The 24,506-nt window shown below is 26.6% G+C and carries 23 protein-coding genes; 6 read left to right on the forward strand and 17 right to left on the reverse strand.

Features of this window, described 5'->3' with window-relative positions; all coding sequences use genetic code 11:
- On the forward strand, positions 1-151 hold a 151-nt coding region (locus tag ABDZ71_RS19945; protein ID WP_425544733.1), incomplete at its 5' end, for a cell wall-binding repeat-containing protein.
- Between the two features lie 253 nt (positions 152-404).
- Here the strand turns inward: ABDZ71_RS19945 and nifU are convergent.
- From nifU to ABDZ71_RS16560, 8 genes are all read right to left on the reverse strand, one after another.
- Positions 405-833, reverse strand: a complete 429-nt coding sequence (gene nifU, locus ABDZ71_RS16525) for a Fe-S cluster assembly scaffold protein NifU (protein WP_343764549.1) — start codon at positions 831-833, stop codon at positions 405-407.
- A 4-nt stretch (positions 834-837) separates the two neighbouring features.
- Positions 838-2,031 carry a cysteine desulfurase NifS gene (gene nifS, locus ABDZ71_RS16530; RefSeq protein WP_343763385.1) on the reverse strand — a complete coding sequence of 398 codons (1,194 nt, stop codon included), beginning with the start codon at positions 2,029-2,031 and terminating at the stop codon, positions 838-840.
- Positions 2,024-2,470: an RrF2 family transcriptional regulator gene (locus ABDZ71_RS16535; RefSeq protein WP_343763387.1), complete on the reverse strand. Its 447-nt coding sequence runs from the start codon at positions 2,468-2,470 to the stop codon at positions 2,024-2,026. The genes nifS and ABDZ71_RS16535 overlap by 8 nt, the downstream gene beginning before the upstream one ends.
- A 139-nt stretch (positions 2,471-2,609) precedes the next feature.
- Positions 2,610-3,887 carry a replication-associated recombination protein A gene (locus ABDZ71_RS16540; RefSeq protein ID WP_425544725.1) on the reverse strand — a complete coding sequence of 426 codons (1,278 nt, stop codon included), beginning with the start codon at positions 3,885-3,887 and terminating at the stop codon, positions 2,610-2,612.
- 38 nt (positions 3,888-3,925) lie between these two features.
- Complete coding sequence (locus ABDZ71_RS16545) at positions 3,926-4,696, reverse strand: histidinol phosphate phosphatase (protein WP_343763389.1); 771 nt, start codon at positions 4,694-4,696, stop codon at positions 3,926-3,928.
- 53 nt (positions 4,697-4,749) lie between these two features.
- Complete coding sequence (locus tag ABDZ71_RS16550) at positions 4,750-5,658, reverse strand: AEC family transporter (RefSeq protein WP_343763390.1); 909 nt, start codon at positions 5,656-5,658, stop codon at positions 4,750-4,752.
- 301 nt (positions 5,659-5,959) lie between these two features.
- Entirely contained in the window at positions 5,960-6,826 is an 867-nt protein-coding gene (locus ABDZ71_RS16555) for a DegV family protein (protein ID WP_343763391.1), read from the reverse strand.
- A 313-nt stretch (positions 6,827-7,139) separates the two neighbouring features.
- Complete coding sequence (locus tag ABDZ71_RS16560) at positions 7,140-7,835, reverse strand: metallophosphoesterase family protein (RefSeq protein WP_343763393.1); 696 nt, start codon at positions 7,833-7,835, stop codon at positions 7,140-7,142.
- A 200-nt stretch (positions 7,836-8,035) separates the two neighbouring features.
- Between ABDZ71_RS16560 and yedF the strand changes: the two genes are divergently transcribed.
- On the forward strand, positions 8,036-8,623 hold the full coding sequence (gene yedF / locus ABDZ71_RS16565; protein WP_343763396.1) for a sulfurtransferase-like selenium metabolism protein YedF: 588 nt from the start codon (positions 8,036-8,038) through the stop codon (positions 8,621-8,623).
- Between the two features lie 122 nt (positions 8,624-8,745).
- On the opposite strand, the gene ABDZ71_RS16570 is transcribed toward yedF, so the two are convergent.
- Positions 8,746-9,735 carry an ornithine cyclodeaminase family protein gene (locus ABDZ71_RS16570; protein ID WP_343763399.1) on the reverse strand — a complete coding sequence of 330 codons (990 nt, stop codon included), beginning with the start codon at positions 9,733-9,735 and terminating at the stop codon, positions 8,746-8,748.
- 284 nt (positions 9,736-10,019) lie between these two features.
- On the reverse strand, positions 10,020-11,372 hold the full coding sequence (locus ABDZ71_RS16575; RefSeq protein ID WP_343763401.1) for an alanine/glycine:cation symporter family protein: 1,353 nt from the start codon (positions 11,370-11,372) through the stop codon (positions 10,020-10,022).
- 443 nt (positions 11,373-11,815) lie between these two features.
- On the opposite strand from ABDZ71_RS16575, the gene ABDZ71_RS16580 reads away from it, so the two are divergent.
- Entirely contained in the window at positions 11,816-12,481 is a 666-nt protein-coding gene (locus ABDZ71_RS16580; protein ID WP_343763403.1) for a DUF4397 domain-containing protein, read from the forward strand.
- Positions 12,482-12,517: 36 nt separating this feature from the next.
- On the opposite strand, the gene ABDZ71_RS16585 is transcribed toward ABDZ71_RS16580, so the two are convergent.
- The 5 genes from ABDZ71_RS16585 to ABDZ71_RS16605 form a co-directional block, all read right to left on the reverse strand.
- The gene (locus ABDZ71_RS16585) at positions 12,518-13,009 is read right to left on the reverse strand and encodes a stalk domain-containing protein (RefSeq protein ID WP_343763406.1); all 492 of its coding nucleotides are present in this window, start codon (positions 13,007-13,009) and stop codon (positions 12,518-12,520) included.
- 375 nt (positions 13,010-13,384) lie between these two features.
- On the reverse strand, positions 13,385-17,146 hold the full coding sequence (locus tag ABDZ71_RS16590) for a phosphoribosylformylglycinamidine synthase (protein WP_343763408.1): 3,762 nt from the start codon (positions 17,144-17,146) through the stop codon (positions 13,385-13,387).
- A 153-nt stretch (positions 17,147-17,299) separates the two neighbouring features.
- On the reverse strand, positions 17,300-18,301 hold the full coding sequence (argF, locus tag ABDZ71_RS16595) for an ornithine carbamoyltransferase (RefSeq protein ID WP_343763410.1): 1,002 nt from the start codon (positions 18,299-18,301) through the stop codon (positions 17,300-17,302).
- Between the two features lie 125 nt (positions 18,302-18,426).
- The gene (gene arcC, locus ABDZ71_RS16600; protein WP_343763412.1) at positions 18,427-19,374 is read right to left on the reverse strand and encodes a carbamate kinase; all 948 of its coding nucleotides are present in this window, start codon (positions 19,372-19,374) and stop codon (positions 18,427-18,429) included.
- A gap of 438 nt (positions 19,375-19,812) precedes the next feature.
- Positions 19,813-21,054 (reverse strand): serine hydroxymethyltransferase, encoded by a 1,242-nt coding sequence (locus ABDZ71_RS16605; RefSeq protein ID WP_343763415.1) that lies wholly within the window; start codon positions 21,052-21,054, stop codon positions 19,813-19,815.
- 188 nt (positions 21,055-21,242) lie between these two features.
- Between ABDZ71_RS16605 and ABDZ71_RS16610 the strand changes: the two genes are divergently transcribed.
- Together ABDZ71_RS16610 and ABDZ71_RS16615 are read left to right on the forward strand one after the other, a co-directional pair.
- A complete protein-coding gene (locus tag ABDZ71_RS16610; RefSeq protein ID WP_343763417.1) occupies positions 21,243-22,019 on the forward strand; it encodes a threonine/serine exporter family protein in 777 nt (258 codons plus the stop codon).
- Positions 22,016-22,498, forward strand: coding sequence for a threonine/serine exporter family protein (locus ABDZ71_RS16615; RefSeq protein ID WP_343763419.1), 483 nt, complete (start codon positions 22,016-22,018; stop codon positions 22,496-22,498). Before ABDZ71_RS16610 ends, ABDZ71_RS16615 begins: the two co-directional genes overlap by 4 nt.
- An 81-nt stretch (positions 22,499-22,579) precedes the next feature.
- On the opposite strand, the gene ABDZ71_RS16620 is transcribed toward ABDZ71_RS16615, so the two are convergent.
- Together ABDZ71_RS16620 and ABDZ71_RS16625 are read right to left on the reverse strand one after the other, a co-directional pair.
- Complete coding sequence (locus tag ABDZ71_RS16620) at positions 22,580-22,855, reverse strand: metal-sensitive transcriptional regulator (RefSeq protein ID WP_343763421.1); 276 nt, start codon at positions 22,853-22,855, stop codon at positions 22,580-22,582.
- Between the two features lie 166 nt (positions 22,856-23,021).
- Positions 23,022-23,843 carry a Cof-type HAD-IIB family hydrolase gene (locus tag ABDZ71_RS16625; RefSeq protein ID WP_343763424.1) on the reverse strand — a complete coding sequence of 274 codons (822 nt, stop codon included), beginning with the start codon at positions 23,841-23,843 and terminating at the stop codon, positions 23,022-23,024.
- 118 nt (positions 23,844-23,961) lie between these two features.
- Between ABDZ71_RS16625 and ABDZ71_RS16630 the strand changes: the two genes are divergently transcribed.
- Complete coding sequence (locus tag ABDZ71_RS16630; RefSeq protein WP_343763427.1) at positions 23,962-24,456, forward strand: DUF4883 family protein; 495 nt, start codon at positions 23,962-23,964, stop codon at positions 24,454-24,456.
- The last annotated feature ends 50 nt before the right edge of the window (positions 24,457-24,506 follow it).

The following is a 24,506-nucleotide window of genomic DNA, read 5'->3' on the forward strand; positions in this document are numbered from 1 at the left end:
AAAAGAAAAAGCACCTATTATGTTAGTTAAAAATGGTATGAACACTGAAAAACAAAACCAATTAATAAATGCACATAAATATAATAATTTAATTGTATTTGGTGGCGAAGGTGTTGTATCTTCTGACTTACTAAAAAACTTAACTAAATAAAAATTATTTTAATTGTAAAATATATCTTAAAAGCTGTTGATTTTATCAACAGCTTTTATTATTTATAAGCTGGCTTTACTTTTTAAAAAATGTATATTATATATAGTGTATATGATAATTATTTTACCTCTAACAGCAATTCATAAAAATATCTATATTATCTTTAGATTATTATTTTCATGTGCTTTAACAACCTATCAAAGGAAAAGACATCTTCTTAATTAAAGAAGATGTCTTTATTAAAATATATTACTTATTTTCCATGAACATGTTCGTGGATTGTCTCTGAATGATTTTTAATTGCCCATTCATCTAATCCTTTTGATTTTCTATAGTCATTTATAGCTTTGTGTATAGCTTCTTCTGCAAGAACTGAACAATGCATTTTTACAGGTGGAAGTCCTTCTAAAGCATCTGCTACTGCTTTATTAGTTAAGTCCCAAGCTTCTTTTACAGTTTTACCTTTTATAAGTTCTGTAGCCATACTAGATGATGCTATAGCTGACGCACATCCAAAAGTTTTAAATTTAGCATCTTTTATTGTGTTATCTTCAACATCTATATAAACTTTCATTATATCTCCACATTGAGGATTACCAACTTGCCCTACTCCGCTTGCATTTTCTATTTCTCCAACATTTCTAGGATTTCTGAAATGATCCATAACTTTTTCACTGTACATCATATTATTTTTCCCCCTTGCTATTTAAGTAATCTTCCCATAAAGGTGACATTTCTCTTCTATTTTTAATTATTTTTGGAAGAACATCTAAAACATAATCTATATCTTCTTCAGAATTTTCAGCACCTAAGCTTAATCTAAGTGACCCATGAGCCACTTCATGGGCAAGCCCAATTGCTAAAAGAACATGAGATGGATCTAGGGATGCTGAAGCGCAAGCACTTCCTGTAGATGCATATATCCCTTCCATATCTAAATCTAAAAGTAAAGTTTCACCTTCTATTCCTATAAAACTAAAGTTTACATTACTAGGTAATCTTTTACTTCCATCTTTAGGTCCATTTAATTTAGTATCTGGAATTCTTTTAGGAATTTCTCTTATTAATTTATCTCTTAAATAAGTAAGCTTATCACTTTCTTCTTTCATATTAGAAATAGATAGTTCTAAAGCTTTTCCAAGACCTACTATACCAGCTATATTTTCTGTACTAGATCTTTTTCCTCTTTCTTGTCCTCCACCATGGATTAAGTTTTCTATTCTTATTCCATTTCTTATATATAAAACTCCTACACCTTTAGGTCCATAAAACTTATGAGCTGACATTGATAATAAATCTATATTCATATCTTTTACGTCTATTGGAACATGACCTACTGCTTGAACTGCATCAGTATGGAATAATATTTTATTTTCTCTACAGACTTTTCCGATTTCTTTTATAGGCTGAATACTTCCTACTTCATTATTAGCAAACATAATAGAAACTAATATTGTTTTATCAGTTATAGCATTTTTAACATCTTCTGCACTAACTAATCCTTCTTCATTTACAGGCAAATAGGTAACTTCAAAGCCGTTTTTCTCAAGAAATTGTGCAGTATGTAATATAGCATGGTGTTCTATATTAGTAGTTATTATATGGTTACCTTTATTTTTATTTGCAAAGGCTATTCCTTTTAAAGCCCAGTTATCTGATTCAGAACCACCACTTGTAAAAAATATCTCGTTTTTGTTTGAATTTATAGCTTTAGATACTCTTTCTCTACTCAAATCAATAGCTTTTTTAGTTTCATCTGATATTCTATATAAAGATGATGGATTACCAAAATAATCTTTAAAATATGGCATCATTTCATCTATGACTTCTTGTTTAGTATAAGTAGTTGCTGAATAATCCATGTAAATTTTATTACTCATCTTTTACACCCCTTTTATTTTGTTTATTCATTTTTTTATAATCAGCTAACATATCCTCTAATGTAGTTGTTTCCATAATATTATCTAAACTTTCTTTAATTCGCATCCATAATACTCTAGTTGGACAGGCTCCTTTATTGCTACAAAAACCTTCTTCTTCAACACAATCTGAGATTTCTATAGGTCCTTCTAAAACTCCCATTATGTCTGCAACAGTTATATCCTTTGGTGATTTATTTAAAACATAGCCGCCTTGTGCTCCTCTTATGCTTTTTATTAATTTAGCTTTTCTAAGAGATGCAAATAGTTGCTCTAAATAACACTCTGATATCTTCTGCCTCTCAGCTATACTTTTTATAGATATAGGGTCTTCTCCATAGTGTATAGCTAAATCTACCATAGCTTTAACTCCGTATCTACCTTTAGTTGAAAGCTTCAATTAATCACATCCTTTTAAAGTTGACTACTTTACTATGATTTATTTTTATAATAGCAAATCCGAGTAAACCTGTCAACTATAAATTCTAAAAAAAAGAATACTACTTGTAAATAGTATTCTTTTTTACTAATACATATGATTATCCTCTATTATTTTTTATAGATTCTATATAATTATACATTGATTTTTCCATTTTATTATTTGAAGGTTTATAATAAACTGCTGTCTTTATATTATCTGGTAAATATTGTTGATCAACATAATTATTATTATAATTATAAGGATACTTGTAAGAAACCATTCTTCCAAGTTTTTTTGCACCACTATAATGACCATCTCTTATATGATTTGGAATTTCTCCTACATTCTTGTTTTCTATATCTTCTAAAGCTTTCTTTATTCCTACATAAGCTGAATTAGACTTAGGTGAATTACATAAAAGAATTACTGCCTGAGAAAGTGGTATTTTAGCTTCTGGAAACCCAAGTTGCATAGCAGAATCCACACAACTTTTAACTATTGTAATAGCATTAGGGTATGCAAGTCCTATGTCTTCTGAAGCTATTACTAAAAGTCTTCTACATATAGTTATTAAGTCTCCACCTTTTATTAGTCTTGCCAAATAGTGAAGTCCTGCATTAACATCACTTCCTCTTATAGACTTTTGGAAGGCACTTATAGTATCATAATGACTATCTCCAAATTTATCATAGTTTATGTTATCTCCAATAGAGCATTCATTTATAGTCTCTTTTTTCACAACTATATTACCATCTTTATCTTTATAACTATTTAAAATTACAACTTCAAGTATATTAATAGCTTTTCTTAAATCTCCACTACTATTTTCTGATATATATTTCAAATCCATTTCATCTATTATTATATCTGTAGAATTAAGCTCTTTTTTTAATGATATTATAGCTTTTTTTAACCCTAGTATAATATCTTCTACATTTAAAGGTTTAAACTCAAATATCATACATCTACTTAAAAGTGCTTTATAAATATAAAAATTAGGATTTTCTGTAGTACTAGCAATTAATGTAATCCTACCATTTTCAGTATATTCAAGTAGTGCTTGTTGTTGTTTTTTATTAAAATTTTGTATCTCATCTAAGTATAAGAGTATACCTTTTATTCCAAGAAGGCTATTTGAATTTTCTACAATATTTTTTATATCTGAAACTGAAGCACTAGTAGCATTCAATTTATAAAGTTTTTTTTCTGTTTTTTTAGATATAATATTAGCTATTGTAGTTTTTCCAACTCCAGGAGGCCCATAAAATATCATATTGGGAACCCTTCCATTATTTACTATACTATAAAGAATCTTACCTTTACCAATTAAATGCTTCTGACCTACTACATCCTCTATAATCCTAGGTCGAATTCTTTCTGCTAATGGTTTATTCAAACTAATACACCGTCCTATAAATCTTTGATTAACCTATATTATTTGTCGTAATATATTTTTCTATTTTTATGATAAACTACTTTCAAATTACATGAATCTGCTATATATTTTGCTTTATCAAAATTTTTACCTATAGACTTCAAATCATGAGAGTCAGATCCTATTGTTACTATCTTTCCTCCTAATTCATTAAACCTTTTATATATTTTTAGTAAATTTTTAAAAGCTTTATCATCATCTAATCTTCTAGTATTTATCTCCATAGCAATTTCTCTATTTGATATAAGTTTTAATATCTCATCAATTCTTTCATAATAATCTTCATAATATAACTCTTTATCATCATAATATGCATATCTAGATATATAATCTATATGACCTAAACTATCTACAAAATCAAACTTTTTTAAAGTTTCAAACATAACTTCTAAATATCTATTAAATGCTTCTTTTTTACTTTTATCTTTATAAAAATCTTTATAATACAAATCATTTCCATCTACTAAATGAATTGATCCTAATGCATAATCAAAGGGATTATTATTTATTATTTTTCTTGCTTCTTCTAAATGCTCTTTTTCTAATCCTATTTCTATACCTAACAAAACTTTATTAATTTTATACTTATTATATTCACTAAAATATTCATCTACATCAAAACAAAAGTTTTTTTCTTCACCTTTAAGTCCTAAATCCATATGCTCTGTTACAATGATTCCTAAATTAGATTTTTGAGAAGCTTTTATTGCCTCTTCTATCTTCATTTTAGAATCTGTTGAAAATTCAGTATGTAAATGTGTATCAAACATATATAATTCTCCCCTTTTTAAAATATTTTATTAAATTCCCCTTATATGTATAATCATATAATAGATACTATTAAAGGTATAGTAAAAATAGAAATAACTGTAGTTATAAAAACACATTTCGATGCTAAGATAGGATTAGAATCATGTTGTTCTGCTAATACAGAACATAAAACAGCCACAGGCATTGCTTCTAACACAACACATATTTTAAGCAATAATCCATCTGCATGTACAACTTTTAACAAAAGATAAACTAAAAAAGGAGCTATTATAAGTCTAACAAAAGAGCAATAATAAGTAGAAAAATCAGAAAACACACTTTTAATATCAATTTCAGCTAACATTGATCCTACAATTATCATAGATAAAGGTGTAGTCATACTACCTACAGAACTTAAAGCCATATTTAAAGAACTAGGTATTTTTATTGAAAATACAAATACTATTATTCCTAAAATAGTAGCTATAACCCCCGGTTGAATAATAGCCTTTTTTAAAGTTTTAACATCTCTTTTGCCAGTATAAATCATTGTTCCAACAGAAAACATAAAGATATTATAAGGTATACCAAAAATAGATGCATAAAATATTCCAATTTTACCGTACAACGCTTCAATTATAGGGTACCCCATAAATCCATTATTAGAAAATATGGTTCCATATCTTAAAACACTTTTAACCTTACCCTCATATTTAAAATAAAGAATCTTACTTAAAATTATTAGCACTATATGTATTATTAAAGAATAAAAAATCATTAATTTTATGTTATTTAATATTTTAGGATCAAATTTATAATTAAATGAAGAAAAAATAAGACAAGGAAGTGTTACTTTAACTAATAAATCTGATAACCTTTTATTTGTTTCTTTATTTAAAATATTGGTTTTCCTAGTTATAACTCCTACAATCATTATAAAAAAAAGTACTAACACTTGATTAACAATATTACTGCTACCCAATACAAATCTCCCCCTAATTTTAAAATCTAGATTATTATATCATAAAATTATGTTTACAATAAAAAAAGTACCTATTACTAAAAAACTACTAACTTTACTAAAAACTATAAATCTAATAGCTGATTTTTATATAAAACTATTATTTAAGGCACTTATTTTTAGATCAATGAATTTATAAAAAAATTTACAATTTCCTAAACAATAAAAAAGCCTTATCTAGATCATAACTAAACAAGACTTTTATATGCTTTATATTAAATATTTTATATAATAACTATAATAATAAAAAATAATTTCTAAACTACTTACATTTTCCTATAAAACATAAAGCTAACATGCCATTACCACAATGTGTTCCCATACCAATACCTAAATCACTTATTATAAAATTTTTAACACCAAATTCTTCTTGTAGTTTATCTTTTAATTTATTTGCCTCTTCTAAAGATTGAGCATGTGTTATTGCCGCTATAGTCTCACTATGATTTACAGCGTTATCTTTAAATTTTTCTAAAAGATAATTCATAGCTTTCTTTTTACCTCTAATATTGGTAACATTTTTTAGTTTCCCATCTTCTTCTATATGAATTATAGGGCGTATATTTAATAAAGTACCAATGGTTGCACTAGTTGAAGATATTCTACCACCTTTTCTTAAATGCTTTAAATCTTCTACTATAAACCAGTGATTAACTTTATTCATCTTATCTTTTACCCAATTTATTATTTCCTCTTTAGATAATCCCTCTTTTGCCATTTTAACTGAATAATATACTAACAATCCAAGTCCAATGGATGAACACTTAGTATCTATAACTGTTATATCAGCATCTTTATTTTCTAATAATATTTCTTCTTTTGCAAGTTTAGCACTATTTACAGTACCGCTTAATCCTGATGACATACCAATATATATAATAGGTCTATTTTCTTTTAAAAGTTCTTTAAACTTTTCTATAAACCTATATTCGTTTATTTGTGATGTAGCAGCATCTTCTCCATTTTTTAATCCTTCATAAAACTCCTTATATTCTAATGTTTTTCCAAAATCATCTTCATAATCTTTCCCCTTAAAATTACACATAAGACCTAAATAAGGAACATTGTTTTCTTCTATAAAAGAACGTGGTAAATCACAACTTGCATCAGTAAATATTATAGGTTGCATTGTATCACTCCTCTATTGTGTTATATTAATAATTGCTTTGTCTTTTGTTATGTATATTATTATGTTAATAAACAACGTTATATTATAATTCTATATAATATGTATTTTTCCTCTTAAATATTTTTTTAATTACTAATTGTAACACCAAATATTATAAAAAATCAACAAATTTATTTATTACATTAATTTACTAATAACTATTATACTATAAATTTATTATAATTGATAAGTTATTATGTCACAATTAAATATTTAAAATAAAAGCTTGGATATATATGAAATTATTTACTTTTAAAAAAGTAAAATATTAATATTATTCTATACCAGTTCTTATAGTATTTATAGATTTATGAGGAAATTCTTTTTTCTCCATCATATGGCAAACTTTCTCGTAATCATATTTTACTTTAACAAAATCAAAACTAACTTTATCTTGTAAAAAATTCACTATAACATAACTACATTCTGGTGTACCCATTTTAGATTTTCCAACACTTCCTACATTAATTAATATTTTTTCATCATATTCTTTTTTATAAGGTATATGAGTATGTCCGCAAAATAATATATCTCCATCAAATTCTTTCATAGTATCCTTAGCTTCATGAGAATTTTCTTTTAAATACTCATTTATACTTCTTGTACTTCCATGAACAAATACTAATTTTTTATTTTTTATTTTTAGTTCTATGTTATCTGGTAAACTCTTTAAATAATTAATATTCTCTTCTTTTAATTCTTTTCTAGTCCAGGGAACAAAAAACTCATTTATCTCATTATGTCTTATATATTTAAAATCATCATATATAACTGCTGAATCGTAATTTCCTACAATATTTAATACTTTTTTGTTTCTTATAAATTCCACTACTCCATTTGGAGAAGGACCATATCCAACTAAATCACCTAAAGATATAACAGAATCTATATTCCTTTTTTCCATATCTTCAAAAACTGCTTTTAAAGCATCTAAATTTCCATGTACATCACTTATTACTGCTAAATTCATACTATTCATACCTCTCCTACTTAATTTTTCTATTTCTATAATTATATTTTATAAGAATATAAGACAAATAACAATCATTAGTAATACAAATAGATAAGCATTTTTGTATTACTAATCCTTATAAGTCACAATTAGTATTTATGATATAATTTAAATTGTGAATATTATAAAAAATAAGTTTAATTTAGGAGGCTATACATATGACTAAATTAATTGATTGCAAAGGATTAAAATGCCCTGCACCAGTTATAAACACAAAAAAATACTTTGATTCAATAGATAAAGGTGATGCTAATATTATAGTAGACAACGAAGTTGCTAAAAACAACATTTGTAAATTAGCTGAAAAAAGTAACCTTTTAGTAAAAGATATTAAAGAAGAGAATAATTTATTTAACATAGAACTAATAAAAGAAGACAGCTGTTCTTGCCTTGAAGAAGATTCCTCTAAAAATAAATTAGCTGTAGTTGTTTCTAAAAATGTTTTAGGTTCTGGGGATGATAAATTAGGAACTGCTTTAATGAAAAGCTATTTATACGCTTTATCTGAAAGTGATAAATTGCCAACAGATGTTGTATTTTTAAACGGTGGCGTTAAACTTACTACTGAAGGTTCTAACTGCATAGAAAGCATTCAGGCGTTAAAAGATAAAGGTGTTAACATAGTAAACTGTGGTACATGCTTAGACTTCTATGGATTAAAAGATAAACTTAAAATAGGAGAAATTTCTAATATGTATTCCATAGTAGAAATAATGAATTCTGCTGACAACACTATTTTTATATAAATTAACTCATGTATAACTTAAAGTTTAAAACCACTTAAAGATTATTTTTCTTCAATAATTTTTGACCATAAGTTTAAAAAGAGTATCTAATAGCTTAAAAGCTATTAGATACTCTTTTTATTCTATAATTCTATATTTTGTCCTATACCTTTTTCCAATGCTCTTTTATATATTTTATAAGCAGTAACTACATCTTGCACTGCTATTCCAACAGATTTAAAAAGTGTTATTTCTTCATCTGTTTCTCTTCCCTTTAAAACTTTTCCTATAACTTCTCCTAGCTCTCCATTAACTTTCTCTTTAGATATTAATCCTTTTTTAATTGGTATTATAAAATCTCCTGATTCATTAAGAACTGCTTCTTTAGAATCTACAAAAGCTTTATCACAATTAATTATTGTATGCTCATCTATCTCTTGCATATGTTCCATAAAAGATCCTACTCCATTTATATGCGCACCTTTTTTTATTTTTCTTCCATCAAATACAGGTTTAGTTGAAGTAGTAACTACTGTTATAACATCTGCATCCTCTATAGCTTCATCTGAAGTTTCTGCAGCTACTATCTTTGTATTATAAGAGGATAACTTAGCATTTGCGTTTTTAACAAAATTTAAAACTTTTTCTCTATTTCTACTATATACTTTTACAACATCTAAATCTCTAGTAACAAGTAATGCTTCTAATTGACAAAAGGCTTGTCCTCCAGTTCCTATAAGAGCTCCTATTTTAGAATCTTTTCTAGCTAGTACATCTGTAGCCGCTCCTGCAGATGCTCCTGTTCTTAGCTTAGTTAAATATGTACCATCCATTATAGAACATACATCACCAGTTTTACCATCTAATAATATCATTTTTGCTGGAACTGCCGGAAGACCTTTTTTAATATTTTCTGGAAAAACAGATACTATCTTTATTCCCAAAGAATCTATTTGTTTTACATACCCAGGCATAAAAAGACTTGAGCCATTATATTTTTCTACCTTTATATTTGTTCTAAGGGGCACCTCTGATTGACCCTTAGAATAAATTTCAAAAGCTTCTTTATCTGCCTCTATGGCATCTTTCATATTAAATACTTTTTTTATATCTTCTGCTGTTAAAATAAGCATAAAATTACCCCCATAAAATAATAATATATACAATTAATTATATATTATTAAATCATTAGGAGCAATGTAATAACAAAGATACCTGTTTTTAAAAACTATTCCCTTCACTAAGAAATCCATATTTATTTTTTAACATGTATACAAAAATATATTAACCACAAAGATTAAAAATATATTTTAAAACCATATAAAATAAATATAGATTTCTACTTTTTTTTATTTTTATGAAATATACACTTTTGAAATTTAAAATATAAAATCATATATTTTAAAAATTTATAATTCTAACTAACTTTCTTATCATCTTCTAGAAAATTTTCATTATAATCTCTTAATTCTCTTTTTACTAATTTATATAAACCTAAGATAGCTATAATATTTGGTATAACCATTATTCCATTAAAAGTATCTGCTAATTGCCATACTAAAGGTACATCTATAACAGATCCTATAACTAAAAATATTAAAAATAATATTTTATAAAAATTAACTCCTTTATCTCCAAATATAAATTTAACATTTAATTCTCCAAAGAAATACCATCCTATAATTGTTGAAAAAGCAAAGAAAAACAAACTTATAGAAATAAAAGTACTTCCAAAACCTCCAAAACCGTTTACAAAGGCTTTTTGTGTTAATTCAATACCTGTAATTTTTCCATCTAAAGCTCCAGTTGTAAGTATTACTAAAGCTGTACATGTTAAAACTATAAAAGTATCTATAAAAACACCTAACATAGCTACTAATCCTTGCTGTACTGGATGATCAACATTAGCTACTGCATGAGCATGAGGAGTTGATCCCATACCAGCCTCATTAGAAAATAGTCCTCTTGATATACCATATCTCATAGCTTCCTTTATTGTAACACCTATAACTCCACCTGTAGCTGCTCTAGGATTAAATGCTCCTTTAAATATCATTTTAAAAGCAGGGATTATATTTTGATAATTAGAAATTACTATAACTAAACTACCTATTATAAAAAACAAAGCCATAATAGGTACTATTTTTTCTGTAACAGATGCTATACGTTTTACTCCCCCTACAATAACTAGTCCTGTTAAAAGTGAAATAATAATTCCTATTGCAAATCCTGATATATGATATGACTTACTAATAGATATAGCTACAGAGTTTGTTTGAACCATATTTCCTGTAAGCCATGATGAACAAATTAATGCAAGTGCAAAAAATACACCTAATTTTCTACTTCCAAATCCTCTTTCTATATAATAAGCAGGTCCACCTAAAATTTCTCCATTTTTCTTCTCTACCCTAAATTTTTGTGCAAGAACTGCTTCTGAGAATATAGTTCCCATACCAAAAAAAGCACTTATCCACATCCAAAATATAGCTCCTGGACCTCCTGCTACTATTGCCGTTGCGGCTCCTGCTAGATTTCCTGTTCCAACTTGTGCTGCAACTGCTGTAGCTAATGCTTGAAAAGAAGTGATCCCTGAATCTTTCTTTTTAGTTTTTCTTGAAAAAGTTTGCTTAAACATAAGTTTAAATTTTTTTATCTGAACAAAACCTAATTTAATAGTTAAAAATATTCCTGCACCACACAAAAGGAAAATTAATAAATAACTCCAAAGAATATTATTTATGCCTTCTACTAAATTTAATAAATTCACCACTTTCCCCCCTTTATTTAGATGAAGCTTAACACCTATAAGAAAATTAAAACCTTACAAAAGATTATTGTATTTTACTATATATTATCACTTTTGTTTTTATTAGTAAAAACACTTTTCACCATATAATTTACATCTATAGCTTATTTTGTAATACTATTTTGAATATACTGTATATTGATATTTATTCCTTCTATTTATGCATATTATTATAATTTTTAACAATATCTTGTTAAAAATTATACACTTTTGAAATTTCACAAGAAGGATTCTTTCAACTAAATCTTTTGTAGAATTTAATTATATTTGATTTTAAAATACTAATTGATTTTAATATTAATACACATATAAGTATAATTATACATACTAAATAATACTTTTGTAACATTTTAAACCTTAACTATATATATTAATATTGTAAAAACTTTTAGAGAGGTTGTATTATGTTTAATTTGCCTTCATTTGATGAAAATCATGTTCAATTTAGAAACTTTAATGAAAAATCTTACGTAAGAATACTTCATGCTTCACCAGACGCTCCTCCAGTTGATATATATATAAATGATAAACTAGCTGTAAAAAACCTTAGTTATAAATCTTTTACTGAATATGTACCTTTAAAATCTTCGGTATATAACATAAAAGTTTTTCCTGCTAACTCTACCTCTAACCCTGTTATAAATAAGAATTTATTTATTCCACCAAATTCAATATTTACTATAGCAGCTTCTGGATTATTAGAAGATATAGAGCTTCTTCCTATTCTAGATAAAAAAGTAGATAATAAAGACCCTAGTAAAGCCTACTTAAGATTTGTTCACCTATCTCCTGATGCTCCAGCTGTAGATTTTTATATTGACGATAAACTAATTTTTAAAAACATTGCTTTTGAAGATATAACAAATTATATACCTTTAGCACCTGAAAATTATACTATAAAACTTAAGGTAGCAGGAACAGATAATACTGTTTTAATTTCTCCTAATATGAAATTAAATCCTAACAAATACTATACTGTATATGCTGTTGGTTTAGTTTCATCTGATCCACCACTTCAAGTTTTAATACCTTTAGATGGTAATAGTTATTTAGGAATGGAAAATAAATAAAAAAAGCTGTTGGCTTATAAAAGCTAACAGCTTTTTTTATTTTAAAACTATTTCACCTGTAGTTTCATCTAAATTTATATTAACATCAAAAATATCTTTTATATAACTTTCTGGTAGCATAAGTTCATCATTTATAACTCTTATATTTTCTCTTAATTTTATTGAAGTATTTGAAGATTTGTTTTCTATAGTTATATCATTTTCAAAATTTATTTTTATATTTTTATCTAGTAATTTCAATATAACTTTATGAGAAGAATCACTGCGGAAACGTTTAAAGCCTAATGAAAAAGCAACATATTTAAATGGTAAGTATATATTTTCTTCTTTATCTAGGAAAGGGGTAACATTCATATCAAATTCTTTTTTAGATTTTTTATTTTTCTTAAACTTATTATAATTTATTTTAAAAACCGCTTTACCATGTTTATTAATATAAAACATTTTAGCTATAGTTAGTACACTTCCTACAAAAGTAAAAAGTATAAATATTATAAATACATGTATTAATAACTCCAATAATATCACCTCATTATAAATATAAAATATAATTCTGGTAATCCCTTTAAAAAGTTTTTAATGCTATTTATCTTACTTAAATTATATTATTTTAGTTATTATTTTGTCAATTTTTTACCGTTGTAAATTTTAGAAATATTTTTCTTTTTTTGCATTAGATAGTTAACATATTGTTAATAAATTATTAAACTATTCAATAAAATCTAAATTTAATAACAATAATCTAATAATAGCTACATCCAATTACATTATTATGAAATGTAAATTTATACTAATAATTTTCTAATTCCTTATTCATTTCATTATAAAAAGCCAGTATGATTAATCACACTGACTTTTTAATACTATATATTATTAGTTTTAACTAATTTAAAATATAAACTTTTATTTAAAATATTGTACACCGGATTCAAATATTTTTTGATCCATATTACCTTCTATATTTTTTAATGTACCTTCTCCTATTCTTTCAGAGTGAGCCATTTTACCAAGTACTCTTCCATCAATGCTACAAATACCTTCTACAGCATAGGAAGATCCATTAGGATTATAATCTATATCAAAGGTAGGATTTCCATTTTCATCAACATATTGAGTTGCTATCTGACCATTTTTTATTAATTTTTTCATAACATCATCTTTAGCATAAAATCTACCTTCTCCATGTGATATAGGAATTGAATGAATATCTCCTAAAGAAACATTATTAAACCATGGAGACAATTTTGAAACTATTTTAGTTTTAACTATTTTAGATTGATGTCTTCCAATATTATTATAAGTTAAAGTAGGAGCATTTTCATCAATATCTCTTATTTCTCCAAAAGGTACTAATCCTAATTTTATTAGAGCTTGAAATCCGTTGCATATACCAAGCATTAATCCATCTTTATTATTTAAAAGTTCCATAACAGCTTCTTTAATTTTAGGATTTCTAAAAATAGTTGCTATAAATTTACCGGATCCTTCCGGTTCATCTCCTGCACTAAATCCACCTGGAAGCATAACTATGTTTGACTTTTTTATCTTACTTGCTAAAAGATCTATAGATTCTTTTATACTATTAGATGACATATTGTTTATAACCATAATATCTGCTTTAGCACCAGCTTTTTCAAAGGCTTTTTTAGAATCATATTCACAATTAGTCCCAGGAAATACTGGTATAATTACTCTAGGTTTAGCAATATTTATATTACTACTTTTTTTATTATTAGATGTATATAGTGGTATATTTATATTTTCACTTTTCTTTTCTTCATGGTAAACTTTAGTTTTAAATACACTTTCAAGAGGCTCTTCAAAAGCTTCAAAACATTTTTCTAAGGAGATTTCTTTTTCATTTAAATTGATTGAATATTTTTCTTGTGTTTCACCTATAACTTTATATTGAGCATTTTTCAATATATTAAAATCAAAGTCCTTTGATACTTCTAAAATTATAGATCCATAGTCTGGAGAAAAAATTTCTTTATCCTCTATATTATTTAAATTAACTCCTATCTTATTTCCAAAACACATTTTTGAAACTGCTTCTGCTATTCCTCCATGTTTAACTGTAGAACTTGATAATACTTTATGAGATTTTATAGAAGAATGTACTGCTTCAAAATTATTTCTTAATTTATGAAAGTCTGGAATGTCATTTTCATCTCTTAAACATTTTACATAAACTATTTTACTCTCTACTTTTTTAAATTCTGATGATACTACATCTTCAGTATCTATAACTCCTACTGCAAAAGAAACTAGTGTAGGGGGAACATGTATATCTTTAAATGTTCCAGACATACTATCCTTTCCACCTATTGCACCTATTTTAAATTCTCTTTGTGCTCTTAAAGCTCCAAGGAGGGCTGACATAGGTTTTCCCCACTTTTCAGGGTCTTTACCTAATTTTTCAAAATATTCTTGCATAGTAAGCTTTATATTTTTATAATCCACTCCTATTGAAACTTCTTTAGCAACAGATTCAACTACTGCATAAAGTGCTCCATGGAAAGGACTCCATTTTGATATTTTAGGATTAAATCCATATGTCATAGCTGTAGCAGTATTAGTATTACCTTCTAATACTGGTAATTTAGCAACCATTCCTTCTTGCGGTGATGATTGGTATTTTCCACCTAGTGGCATAAGAACAGTTCCAGCTCCTATAGTACTATCAAACATTTCTGTTAATCCTCTTTTACTACATACATTTAAATCTTTCATAGTTTTTATAAAAGATTCCTTTAAGTTATCTATAGAAATTTCTTTATTAAAATAATTTGCTTTTGTTGGACTTTTTATTAAAACTTTATTTTTTTGTCTCTCTCCATTAGTATCTAAAAATGCTCTACTTAAATCTACTATATTAGAATCTTTCCATTTCATTTTTAATCTTTTATTATCAGTAACTTCAGCTACTATAGTAGCTTCTAAATTTTCTTTTTTAGCATAAGCTATAAAATCTTTAGCTAACTCTTTAGAAACAACTACAGCCATACGTTCTTGGGATTCAGAAATAGCAAGTTCTGTTCCATCTAAGCCTTCGTATTTTTTAGGAACTTTATTTAAATCTATTGAAAGACCATCTGTTAACTCTCCTATAGCAACAGATACACCACCTGCTCCAAAATCATTACATCTTTTTATCATAGTACTAACTTTTTTATTTCTAAATAATCTTTGAATTTTTCTTTCTGTTGGAGCATTTCCCTTTTGAACTTCTGATCCACAAGTTTCAATAGATGTTTCTGTATGTTCCTTTGAAGAACCTGTGGCACCACCTATACCATCTCTTCCTGTTCTTCCACCAAGTAGTATAATTAAATCTCCTGGGATTGGTTCTTTTCTTACTACATTTTCCATAGGAGCTGCCCCTATAACTGCACCTATTTCCATTCTCTTTGCTACATAATCATCATCATACACTTCTGATACTTGACCTGTTGCAAGTCCTATTTGATTTCCATAAGAACTATATCCATGAGCTGCTTCTGTTGTTATTTTCTTTTGTGGAAGTTTACCTTCTATTGTATCTTCTATTTTATGAGTAGGATCTTTAGATCCTGTAACTCTCATAGCTTGATAAACATAAACTCTACCTGAAAGTGGATCTCTTATAGCTCCTCCAAGACAAGTTGCAGCCCCACCAAAAGGTTCTATTTCTGTAGGATGGTTATGGGTTTCATTTTTAAACATAACAAGCCATTTTTCAGTGTTTCCATCAATATTTGCATTTACAACTATGCTACAGGCATTTATCTCTTTAGATACATCTAAATCATCTAAAAGTCCTTTTTTTCTAAGTTCTTTAGCTGCTATAGTTGCTATATCCATAAGACATACTGGTTTATTTTCTCTTCCTATATCTTTTCTTAAATTTATATAATCATCATAAGCACTTTTTATAACATCAGAATACTTACTTTTTTCAATATCTACATCAGTTATCTCAGTCATAAAAGTGGTATGTCTACAATGATCTGACCAATATGTATCTATAACTTTTATTTCAGTAATAGTTGGATTTCTCTTTTCTTCATTTTTAAAATAATTTTGGCAAAGTTTTAAATCTTCAAAACTCATTGCAAGTCCATTTTTATTTAAAAATTCTTTTAATTCATTTTCTTTAAAATCTATAAAACCACCTAATATCTCAATATCATTAGGTTCTAATTGTTTTTCAAACAAACTATTTGATTTTTCTAAAAGTGCTTCTCTTGAATCTACAGTATTAATAGAATATTTTTTTATTTCATCTATTTCTTTTTTATTTAAATCCCCATTTATAACATATACTTTAGCAAATTTAATTAAAGATTTTTTACCTTCTGTAAGTATTTCTATACACTGCTCCGCTGAATCAGCTCTTTGATCGTATTGTCCTGGGAGATACTCCACTGCAAAAACTATTTCATTATCATCTAAAGGAAGTTTTTCTTCATAAATTTTGTCTACAGTTTTTTCAGAAAATATTATATGTTTAGCTGCCTTAAAATCTTTACAATCTATGCCTTCAATATCATACCTATTGATAATTCTTAAGTTATGTATACCATCAATATTTAAACTTAATTTTAAATCATTTAACATCTTTTTAGATTCTACAGCAAAATCTCCTTTTTTTTCTACGAATATTCTTTTTATACCGTTCCCCATTCAGACCCCTCATTTCCGAATATTTTTGTTCTTTATTAAATAATAGTTCGTATTTATATTATATCATAGATAATTATAAAATTGTACCATGAAATAAAAAAACTGCCTCACCTTATATTAATGGTGAGACAGCTTTTTATAAAATTTTATATTCTATTGATTTCCTAATGTAGCAACCATAACAGCTTTTATAGTATGCATTCTGTTTTCAGCTTCATCAAATACGATTGAATATTTGCTTTCAAATAATTCATGAGAAACTTCCATTTCTGTTAAACCATATTTTTCTTTTATTTCTTTACCAACTTTAGTTTCTTCATCATGGAATGCTGGTAAACAGTGCATAAATTTAGCTTCTGGATTTCCAGTCATTTTCATCATCTTCATATCAACTCTATATGGAGTTAATAATTTTATTTTTTCTTCCCATACTGAATCTGGTTCTCCCATTGATACCCAAACGTCTGTATATAAAACGTCACAACCTTTAACACCTTCTTCAATGTTATCAGTTATTGTAACTTTAGCTCCTGTTTCAGCTGCTATTTCTTTGCATTTAGCAACTAATGCAGCATCTGTTGGTATTTCTTTTGGTGATACTATTCTAAAGTCCATTCCCATTTTAACAGCACCTATCATAAGTGCATTTGCCATGTTATTAGCACCGTCTCCAACATAAGCAAATTTAATTTCATTTAATGGTTTATTGAAATGTTCTCTTATAGTTAAAAAGTCAGCTAAAATTTGAGTTGGATGATCTTCATCTGTTAATCCGTTCCAAACTGGTACTCCAGCATATTTAGCTAAAGTTTCAACGATTTCTTGACCAAATCCTCTATATTCTATTCCATCATACATTCTTCCTAAAACTCTTGCAGTATCTGCAGCAGATTCTTTTTTACCTATATGACTTCCTGTAGGTCCTAAATAAGTTACATGAGCACCTTGATCTTTTGCTCCTACTTCAAATGCGCATCTTGTTCTAGTTGAAGCTTTTTCAAATATCAAAGCAATATTTTTGCCTTTCATTCTTTGTACTTCAGTTCCTGTATATTTAGCTCTTTTTAAATCTCTAGCTAAGTCTAGAAAATAGTTTATTTCCTTTGGTGAAAAGTCCATTAATGTTAAAAAGTTTCTGTTTTTTAAGTTATACATAATCTCTTCCTCCTAAAACCTATTTTATATTTAAAAGATTACATTTTTAAATGTTATCCTTTGCCATCTAAATATTTTTATTCTTATAATAACACAAATTTCTAGTATTTTATTATATTAAATCATTATTTATTTACTATTCTAGTTCCTGATTCACCTTTTATAGCTTCTTTTGCTTTTGAAAGAGATGCTATTATAGAAGTTTTGTTTTTATCAAATAAAACAAATTTTTTACAAGCCTCTACTTTTGGAAGCATACTTCCTGGTGCAAATTGACCTTCTTTTATATATTCATCTAACTCTTTTACATTAACTTTATCTAAATCCTTTTGGTTAGGTTTATTAAAGTTTACAGCAACCTTATCAACAGCTGTAAGTATTAAAAGCATATCTGCATCTATAATTTCTGCTAATTTTTCTGCGGCAAAATCTTTATCTATAACTGCAGGAACTCCTTTAACCATTCCATCTTCTTCTACTACAGGTATTCCACCTCCACCACAAGAAATTACTATATTTTCACTTTCTACTAAGTGTTTTATTAAGCCTTTTTCTATTACGTCTATAGGTTTTGGTGATGCAACAACTCTTCTATATCCTCTACCTGCATCTTCTTTCATTACATAACCTTTTTCTTTTTCTAATTTTTTAGCTTGATCTTCTGAATAAAAAGAACCTATTGGCTTAGTTGGATTTTGGAATCCTTTATCATCTTTAGAAACTAAAACTTGAGTAACTATTGTACCTACTGGTCTTTCTATTTTTCTTTTTTTAAGCTCTCCTTCTATAGCATTTTGAAGATGATATCCTATATAGCCTTGAGAAAAAGATCCACAAACATCAAATGGAAATAATACATTTGAATTATTTTCCTTATATCCCCCTTCTACAGAAGCTAATATTTGACCTACTTGTGGTCCATTACCATGGACTATTGATACTGTATGACCTTCTTCTATTAAATCTACTATAGATTTTGCTGTATCTTTACAAGTTTTAAGTTGACTTCCTGGAGTTTTATCTTTTGGATCTGCTTGTAGTGCATTTCCTCCTAAAGCTAATACTATTTTCATAAAAGCACCTCCGGTATTATTCTAATTATTATTAAATTTAATATATTTTTACAATTTAAAAGCCAAGTATACGTTAACATAAGTTAAAAGAATAACAAAAACTACACATCTTTTTACATTAGATGCATAATTATTAATCTTTTTTTATATTTATTTATTTCAATAATATTCACGAATGCTAATTTATCCTCCGTTTTATACTATTCTACATATAACCAGGAAATCCTTTTGAATTTAGTTAATTTTTTTACATTCTACTAAAAAAAATTAACATATCCTTAAATACTACATCTTTATATATTTTTATCCAAAATTATTTTAACTATTAGAGAAAATTTTGTCTATACATATAATAAAAAAATGTAAAACATCATATAATAGTATATGTTGTTTTACATTTCTATAATATTTTATAGTATTTTTTTAATAGTTTAATACCTAAAACTTTTTGTATAAAGGATGTTTCTTACATAAATTTTTAACATCTTCTTTAATATTATCTAAATTTTCTTCTCTATGTTCTATAGCATAGTTTATAAAATAAGCTATTTTTTTCATTTCTTCTTCTTTAAATCCTCTTGTAGTAACAGCTGGAGTTCCTATTCTTATTCCACTTGTAACAAAGGGACTTAATTTTTCAGAAGGTATTGTATTTTTATTAACTGTTATTCCTATAGTATCTAATAATTTTTCTGCTTCTTTACCAGTTATATCTTTATTAGTTAAATCTATTAATATAAGATGGTTATCAGTTCCTCCTGATACTAATCTAAAGCCATAATTTTGAAGTTCTTCTGCTAAAACTTTAGCATTTTTAACTACACTTTTCATATAATCTTTAAAGTCATCTTTTAAAGCTTCTCCAAAACAAACAGCTTTTCCAGCTATGATATGCATCAAAGGACCCCCTTGCATACCTGGGAATATAGATTTATCTAATCCTTTAGCATATTTTTCTTTACAAATTATAGCTCCACCTCTTGGTCCTCTTAAAGTTTTATGAGTAGTAGTTGTTACAAAATCTGCATAAGGAACTGGTGATGGATGATCTCCTGTAGCTACAAGGCCTGCTATATGAGCCATATCTACCATCATATAGGCACCTACTTCATCACAAATCTCTCTTATCTTTTTAAAATCTATAATTCTAGGATAAGCACTTGCTCCTGATACTATCATTTTAGGTTTATTTTCTATTGCAAGTTCTCTAAGTTTATCATAATCAATTACTTCTTCTTCTTTGCTTACACCATAAGCTATAAAATTGTACAGCTTTCCAGAAAAATTAACTGGACTTCCATGTGTTAAATGTCCTCCTTCTGTTAAATTCATACCTAAAACTGTATCTCCCGGTTCTAATACTGTCATATATACTGCCATATTAGCTTGTGATCCAGAATGAGGTTGTACATTAACATGATCCCCACCAAATAATTTTTTCATTCTCTCTCTAGCTAAATCCTCTACTTTATCTACTACATAGCAGCCCCCATAATATCTTTTGCCAGGATATCCTTCTGCATATTTGTTAGTTAAAAGTGATCCCATAGCTTCCATAACTGATTCGCTTGTAAAATTTTCAGAAGCTATAAGTTCTATATTATATTCTTGTCTGTCCCCTTCTTCTTTTATAATGTCAAATACATCACTATCACTAACCTTTAAATTTGTAAAATTCATTTAAACACCCCTTTTATTAATGTCTCGTTTGTTAACTATTATAAATTCAAATTCTATATTAATCAATATAATATAAGATTTTACTTTACAAATGTTTATATGGTGTTATAATACTTTTGTTAAAGTTAAATACTACTTTTTTGTACAAAAAATTCAGAAATTTATTAATAATAAAAATGGTGATAGAAATGAATACAAATAGAGTGATACGTGTAGCTTTAGAAGCTGGAAAACTAATATTAGAAAACGGCGGTGAAACCTACAGAGCAGAAGAAACTATGTCAAGAATTTGCAGTGCCTATGATATACCAAATTCTGAAAATTATGTTTCTCCTACAGTAATTATAACCTCTGTTATAACTAATAAAGGCAAACCAATTTCATTAACTAAAAGAATTAAATATAGAACTGTAAACCTAGATAAAATAGATAAAATAAATAATTTATCAAGGAATATAAAAATAAACAACTTAACCTTAGATGAAGTTGAAGAATATCTTGAATATATTAACAATGAAAATAAAACCTATAGTTTTAATCTTAATATTTTATTTTCTTGTCTTATATCTTCATTTTTCACCCTGTTATTTGGAGGTAACGGAAATGATTTTGTTATTTCTTTTATTGTAGGCGCCTTACTTCAACTAAACTTAGTATTCCTTAAATATGTAAGTGCAAATGTATTTTTCACTAACCTAGTAGGAGGTTTTACTGTAGCCTTAGGTTCAATAATAGGCCACCTTATTATACCTAATACTAATATTGATAAAATAATAATAGGATCTATAATGATATTAGTTCCAGGTATTGCTATAGTGAATGCTATTCGAGATACCATATCTGGTGATTTAATATCTGGTATCATAAGAGCTGTTGAAGCTTTTTTAATAGCAATTGCAATTGCAGTAGGTACCGGTACTGTTTTAAAAGTATTTTATATGGTTTCTGGAGGAATTAACTTATGATGTTCTTATCAAATTTTGCATATTCCTTTTTAGCCTCACTAGGCTTTGCTGGAATATTTAATATACGTGGTAAAAACTTAATATATTCATCTATAGGAGGAAGTATCGGATGGCTATTTTACCTGCTATGCAAAAATAATAGTTTCCTACCTGCTATTAGCTTTTTTGTTGGTTCCTTTGCTGTTGGAATATATTCTGAAACTATGGCTAGAATACTTAAAACTCCTGTAACTACTTTTGTAATAATAGGAATAATACCTTTAGTTCCTGGTGGGGGAATGTATTATACAATGCAAAAATGTGTAGAAGGTAAAATAACAGAGTCTCTTAACATAGGCTTTGAAACTCTTTCTATTGCAGGATCTATAGCTTTAGGAGTAATTCTAGTTTCTTCTACTACTAAAATTATATATAAATTAAAATTAAAAGCTAAAGAAAAAAAATTAAATAAAACTAATAATGAAGATATATGCTTATAATTTTAAAAAGGATATGTATTCAAATTTGAATACATATCCTTTTTATCTACGCTTATAAAAACAAATAATAAATGAAAGATATTATTTTAAAAACATATTAAAAGTAGCTATAAGTTCATCTATAACTTTATCATACTGAGGGTCACAATCTTCATCTTTAACACAATTTTTAGTATAATTTTGAAGTATTAATCCTCCAACTTTATTTATTGCAGACCTTATTGCTGCAACTTGTATTAAAACCTCTCTACAGCAACTATCATTTTCAATCATTTTCTCTATTCCTTTTACTTGTCCTTCTATTCTTCTAAGCCTTGTCTGTATATCTTTTTTTTGTTGTTCTTTACTTTTTTGCATGACTTTAATCTCCTTGACATATTATAATATATCTTATATTTTATAATTATTTTCTAAACCTCTCAATTACTTCATGTACAAAAATTTTTTAAAATTCTAATTATGCTTTTAATTTTACAAAGTTAAAAACATAGAACTTTTCCGTTATACTTATATATTGTTCTAATTATAATACAAACTTTTCTATAACTTCTGCTATTCCATCATTATTGTTATCATTTTTTGTTATGTAATTACCAAATGTTTTTATAGAATCTCTAGCATTTTTCATAACTACTCCAATTCCTGCTTCTTTTATCATACTTATATCATTCTCATCGTTACCTATGGCTATACACTGATCTATAGGTATATTGTAATAATTTGCAAGTTTTTTAAGTCCTATTCCTTTGTTTATGCCTTTACTAGTTATTTCTATATTATTTATATTAGATTTAGTTATAGATACTTCAAATTTATCTTGAATATTTTTTCTAAGTTTTTTTAAATACTCCCTATCCTCATCTACAACTACTAATTTACTAATTAGCCCTACTTTTCTTTTTATATATTCTTTACTATCAGGAACAACCCTTATTTCCATTCTGTATTGTCTATCTATTTTATTATTGAATTCATAAATTTTATTAGCAGAAAACTCCATTTTTTCTGTACACATTATGTTGTCATCATAAAAATGATAATATGTATCTTTGTCTTTTCTTAAAGTATCTACAATTTTACCAAAAGTATCTTTTTTTAAGCTATCAGAAAAAATAATATCTTTTTTATCATTTAATATTATTGCCCCATTAGCGCATATCATAGGTTGACCTTTTGATATAGTTTTTTCATAAAATTTTAGTCCTCCAGGTATACGGCCAGAACATATAACAACTTTAACTCCTTTATTCTTTGCATTTTCAATCATACGTAAATTTTTATCAGTAATTATCTTGTCATCATTAAGCAAAGTACCATCCATATCAATAGCTATTAACTTATACATTTGAAACTTCCTCCTTAGATTTCTTAAAGGTTTAGGCATATGAAAATTAAAAACTTATGTAATAAATTTCTTTGTAAAATCATAACTTTAGTTATAATAATAATTTTAAGGTGATTTAATGAAAAAAACTACATATTATCTATCAATAATTTTTATTATCTTATTAACTTTTACAGGGTGTAGCACTAAGCTACCCTTAGATATGATAAATAAAAACAAACCTAATAACTTTTATTATACCAATTTACTTTCTAAAAATATATCTTTAGAAGCCTCTTTTAAATGTAATTTATTTGAAACAAATCTTTCAAAAGAAAAAGAGCTTTCAAAAAAAGACATCGAACCTGTAAAAACTTTTATGAAACTTCTTAGAAAACCTAATTTTATAAAAAAACCTAGTAATTTAAATAAAAAACCTGAATACAAAATACTTTTTGAATTTAAAAAAGATAAATATATTATAAATGTCTATAACGATAAATATGTATCTATTTATCCTTACGACGGAAAATATGCTATGGACTACATTAGTATGAAAAATATTCCTCCTGCATACAATTTATATAATTTTGCTAAATACATTATGTTTGGAGAAAATAATTTTAGTTCCTAATATTTAATTATAGTTAAAAGCAGGTGTAAAATCTACATCTGCTTTTAGTT

This window comes from Clostridium oceanicum (assembly GCF_039521385.1).
Lineage (GTDB): Bacteria > Bacillota > Clostridia > Clostridiales > Clostridiaceae > Clostridium_F > Clostridium_F oceanicum.

What these genes read in the sequence shown, in the direction of transcription:
- ABDZ71_RS16630 (WP_343763427.1), top strand. Translation starts at nt 23,962, where the DNA reads ATGAAAAAAACTACATATTATCTATCAATAATTTTTATTATCTTATTA.
- argF (WP_343763410.1), bottom strand. Translation starts at nt 18,301, where the DNA reads ATGTATAACTTAAAAAACAGAAACTTTTTAACATTAATGGACTTTTCA.
- ABDZ71_RS16570 (WP_343763399.1), bottom strand. Translation starts at nt 9,735, where the DNA reads ATGCTTATTTTAACAGCAGAAGATATAAAAAAAGTATTTAATATGAAA.
- ABDZ71_RS16610 (WP_343763417.1), top strand. Translation starts at nt 21,243, where the DNA reads ATGAATACAAATAGAGTGATACGTGTAGCTTTAGAAGCTGGAAAACTA.
- ABDZ71_RS16555 (WP_343763391.1), bottom strand. Translation starts at nt 6,826, where the DNA reads ATGCAACCTATAATATTTACTGATGCAAGTTGTGATTTACCACGTTCT.
- ABDZ71_RS16605 (WP_343763415.1), bottom strand. Translation starts at nt 21,054, where the DNA reads ATGAATTTTACAAATTTAAAGGTTAGTGATAGTGATGTATTTGACATT.
- arcC (WP_343763412.1), bottom strand. Translation starts at nt 19,374, where the DNA reads ATGAAAATAGTATTAGCTTTAGGAGGAAATGCACTACAAGCAGATCCA.
- ABDZ71_RS16560 (WP_343763393.1), bottom strand. Translation starts at nt 7,835, where the DNA reads ATGAATTTAGCAGTAATAAGTGATGTACATGGAAATTTAGATGCTTTA.
- ABDZ71_RS16580 (WP_343763403.1), top strand. Translation starts at nt 11,816, where the DNA reads ATGTTTAATTTGCCTTCATTTGATGAAAATCATGTTCAATTTAGAAAC.
- nifS (WP_343763385.1), bottom strand. Translation starts at nt 2,031, where the DNA reads ATGAGTAATAAAATTTACATGGATTATTCAGCAACTACTTATACTAAA.
- ABDZ71_RS16590 (WP_343763408.1), bottom strand. Translation starts at nt 17,146, where the DNA reads ATGGGGAACGGTATAAAAAGAATATTCGTAGAAAAAAAAGGAGATTTT.
- ABDZ71_RS16620 (WP_343763421.1), bottom strand. Translation starts at nt 22,855, where the DNA reads ATGCAAAAAAGTAAAGAACAACAAAAAAAAGATATACAGACAAGGCTT.
- ABDZ71_RS16615 (WP_343763419.1), top strand. Translation starts at nt 22,016, where the DNA reads ATGATGTTCTTATCAAATTTTGCATATTCCTTTTTAGCCTCACTAGGC.
- ABDZ71_RS16545 (WP_343763389.1), bottom strand. Translation starts at nt 4,696, where the DNA reads ATGTTTGATACACATTTACATACTGAATTTTCAACAGATTCTAAAATG.
- ABDZ71_RS16625 (WP_343763424.1), bottom strand. Translation starts at nt 23,843, where the DNA reads ATGTATAAGTTAATAGCTATTGATATGGATGGTACTTTGCTTAATGAT.
- nifU (WP_343764549.1), bottom strand. Translation starts at nt 833, where the DNA reads ATGTACAGTGAAAAAGTTATGGATCATTTCAGAAATCCTAGAAATGTT.
- yedF (WP_343763396.1), top strand. Translation starts at nt 8,036, where the DNA reads ATGACTAAATTAATTGATTGCAAAGGATTAAAATGCCCTGCACCAGTT.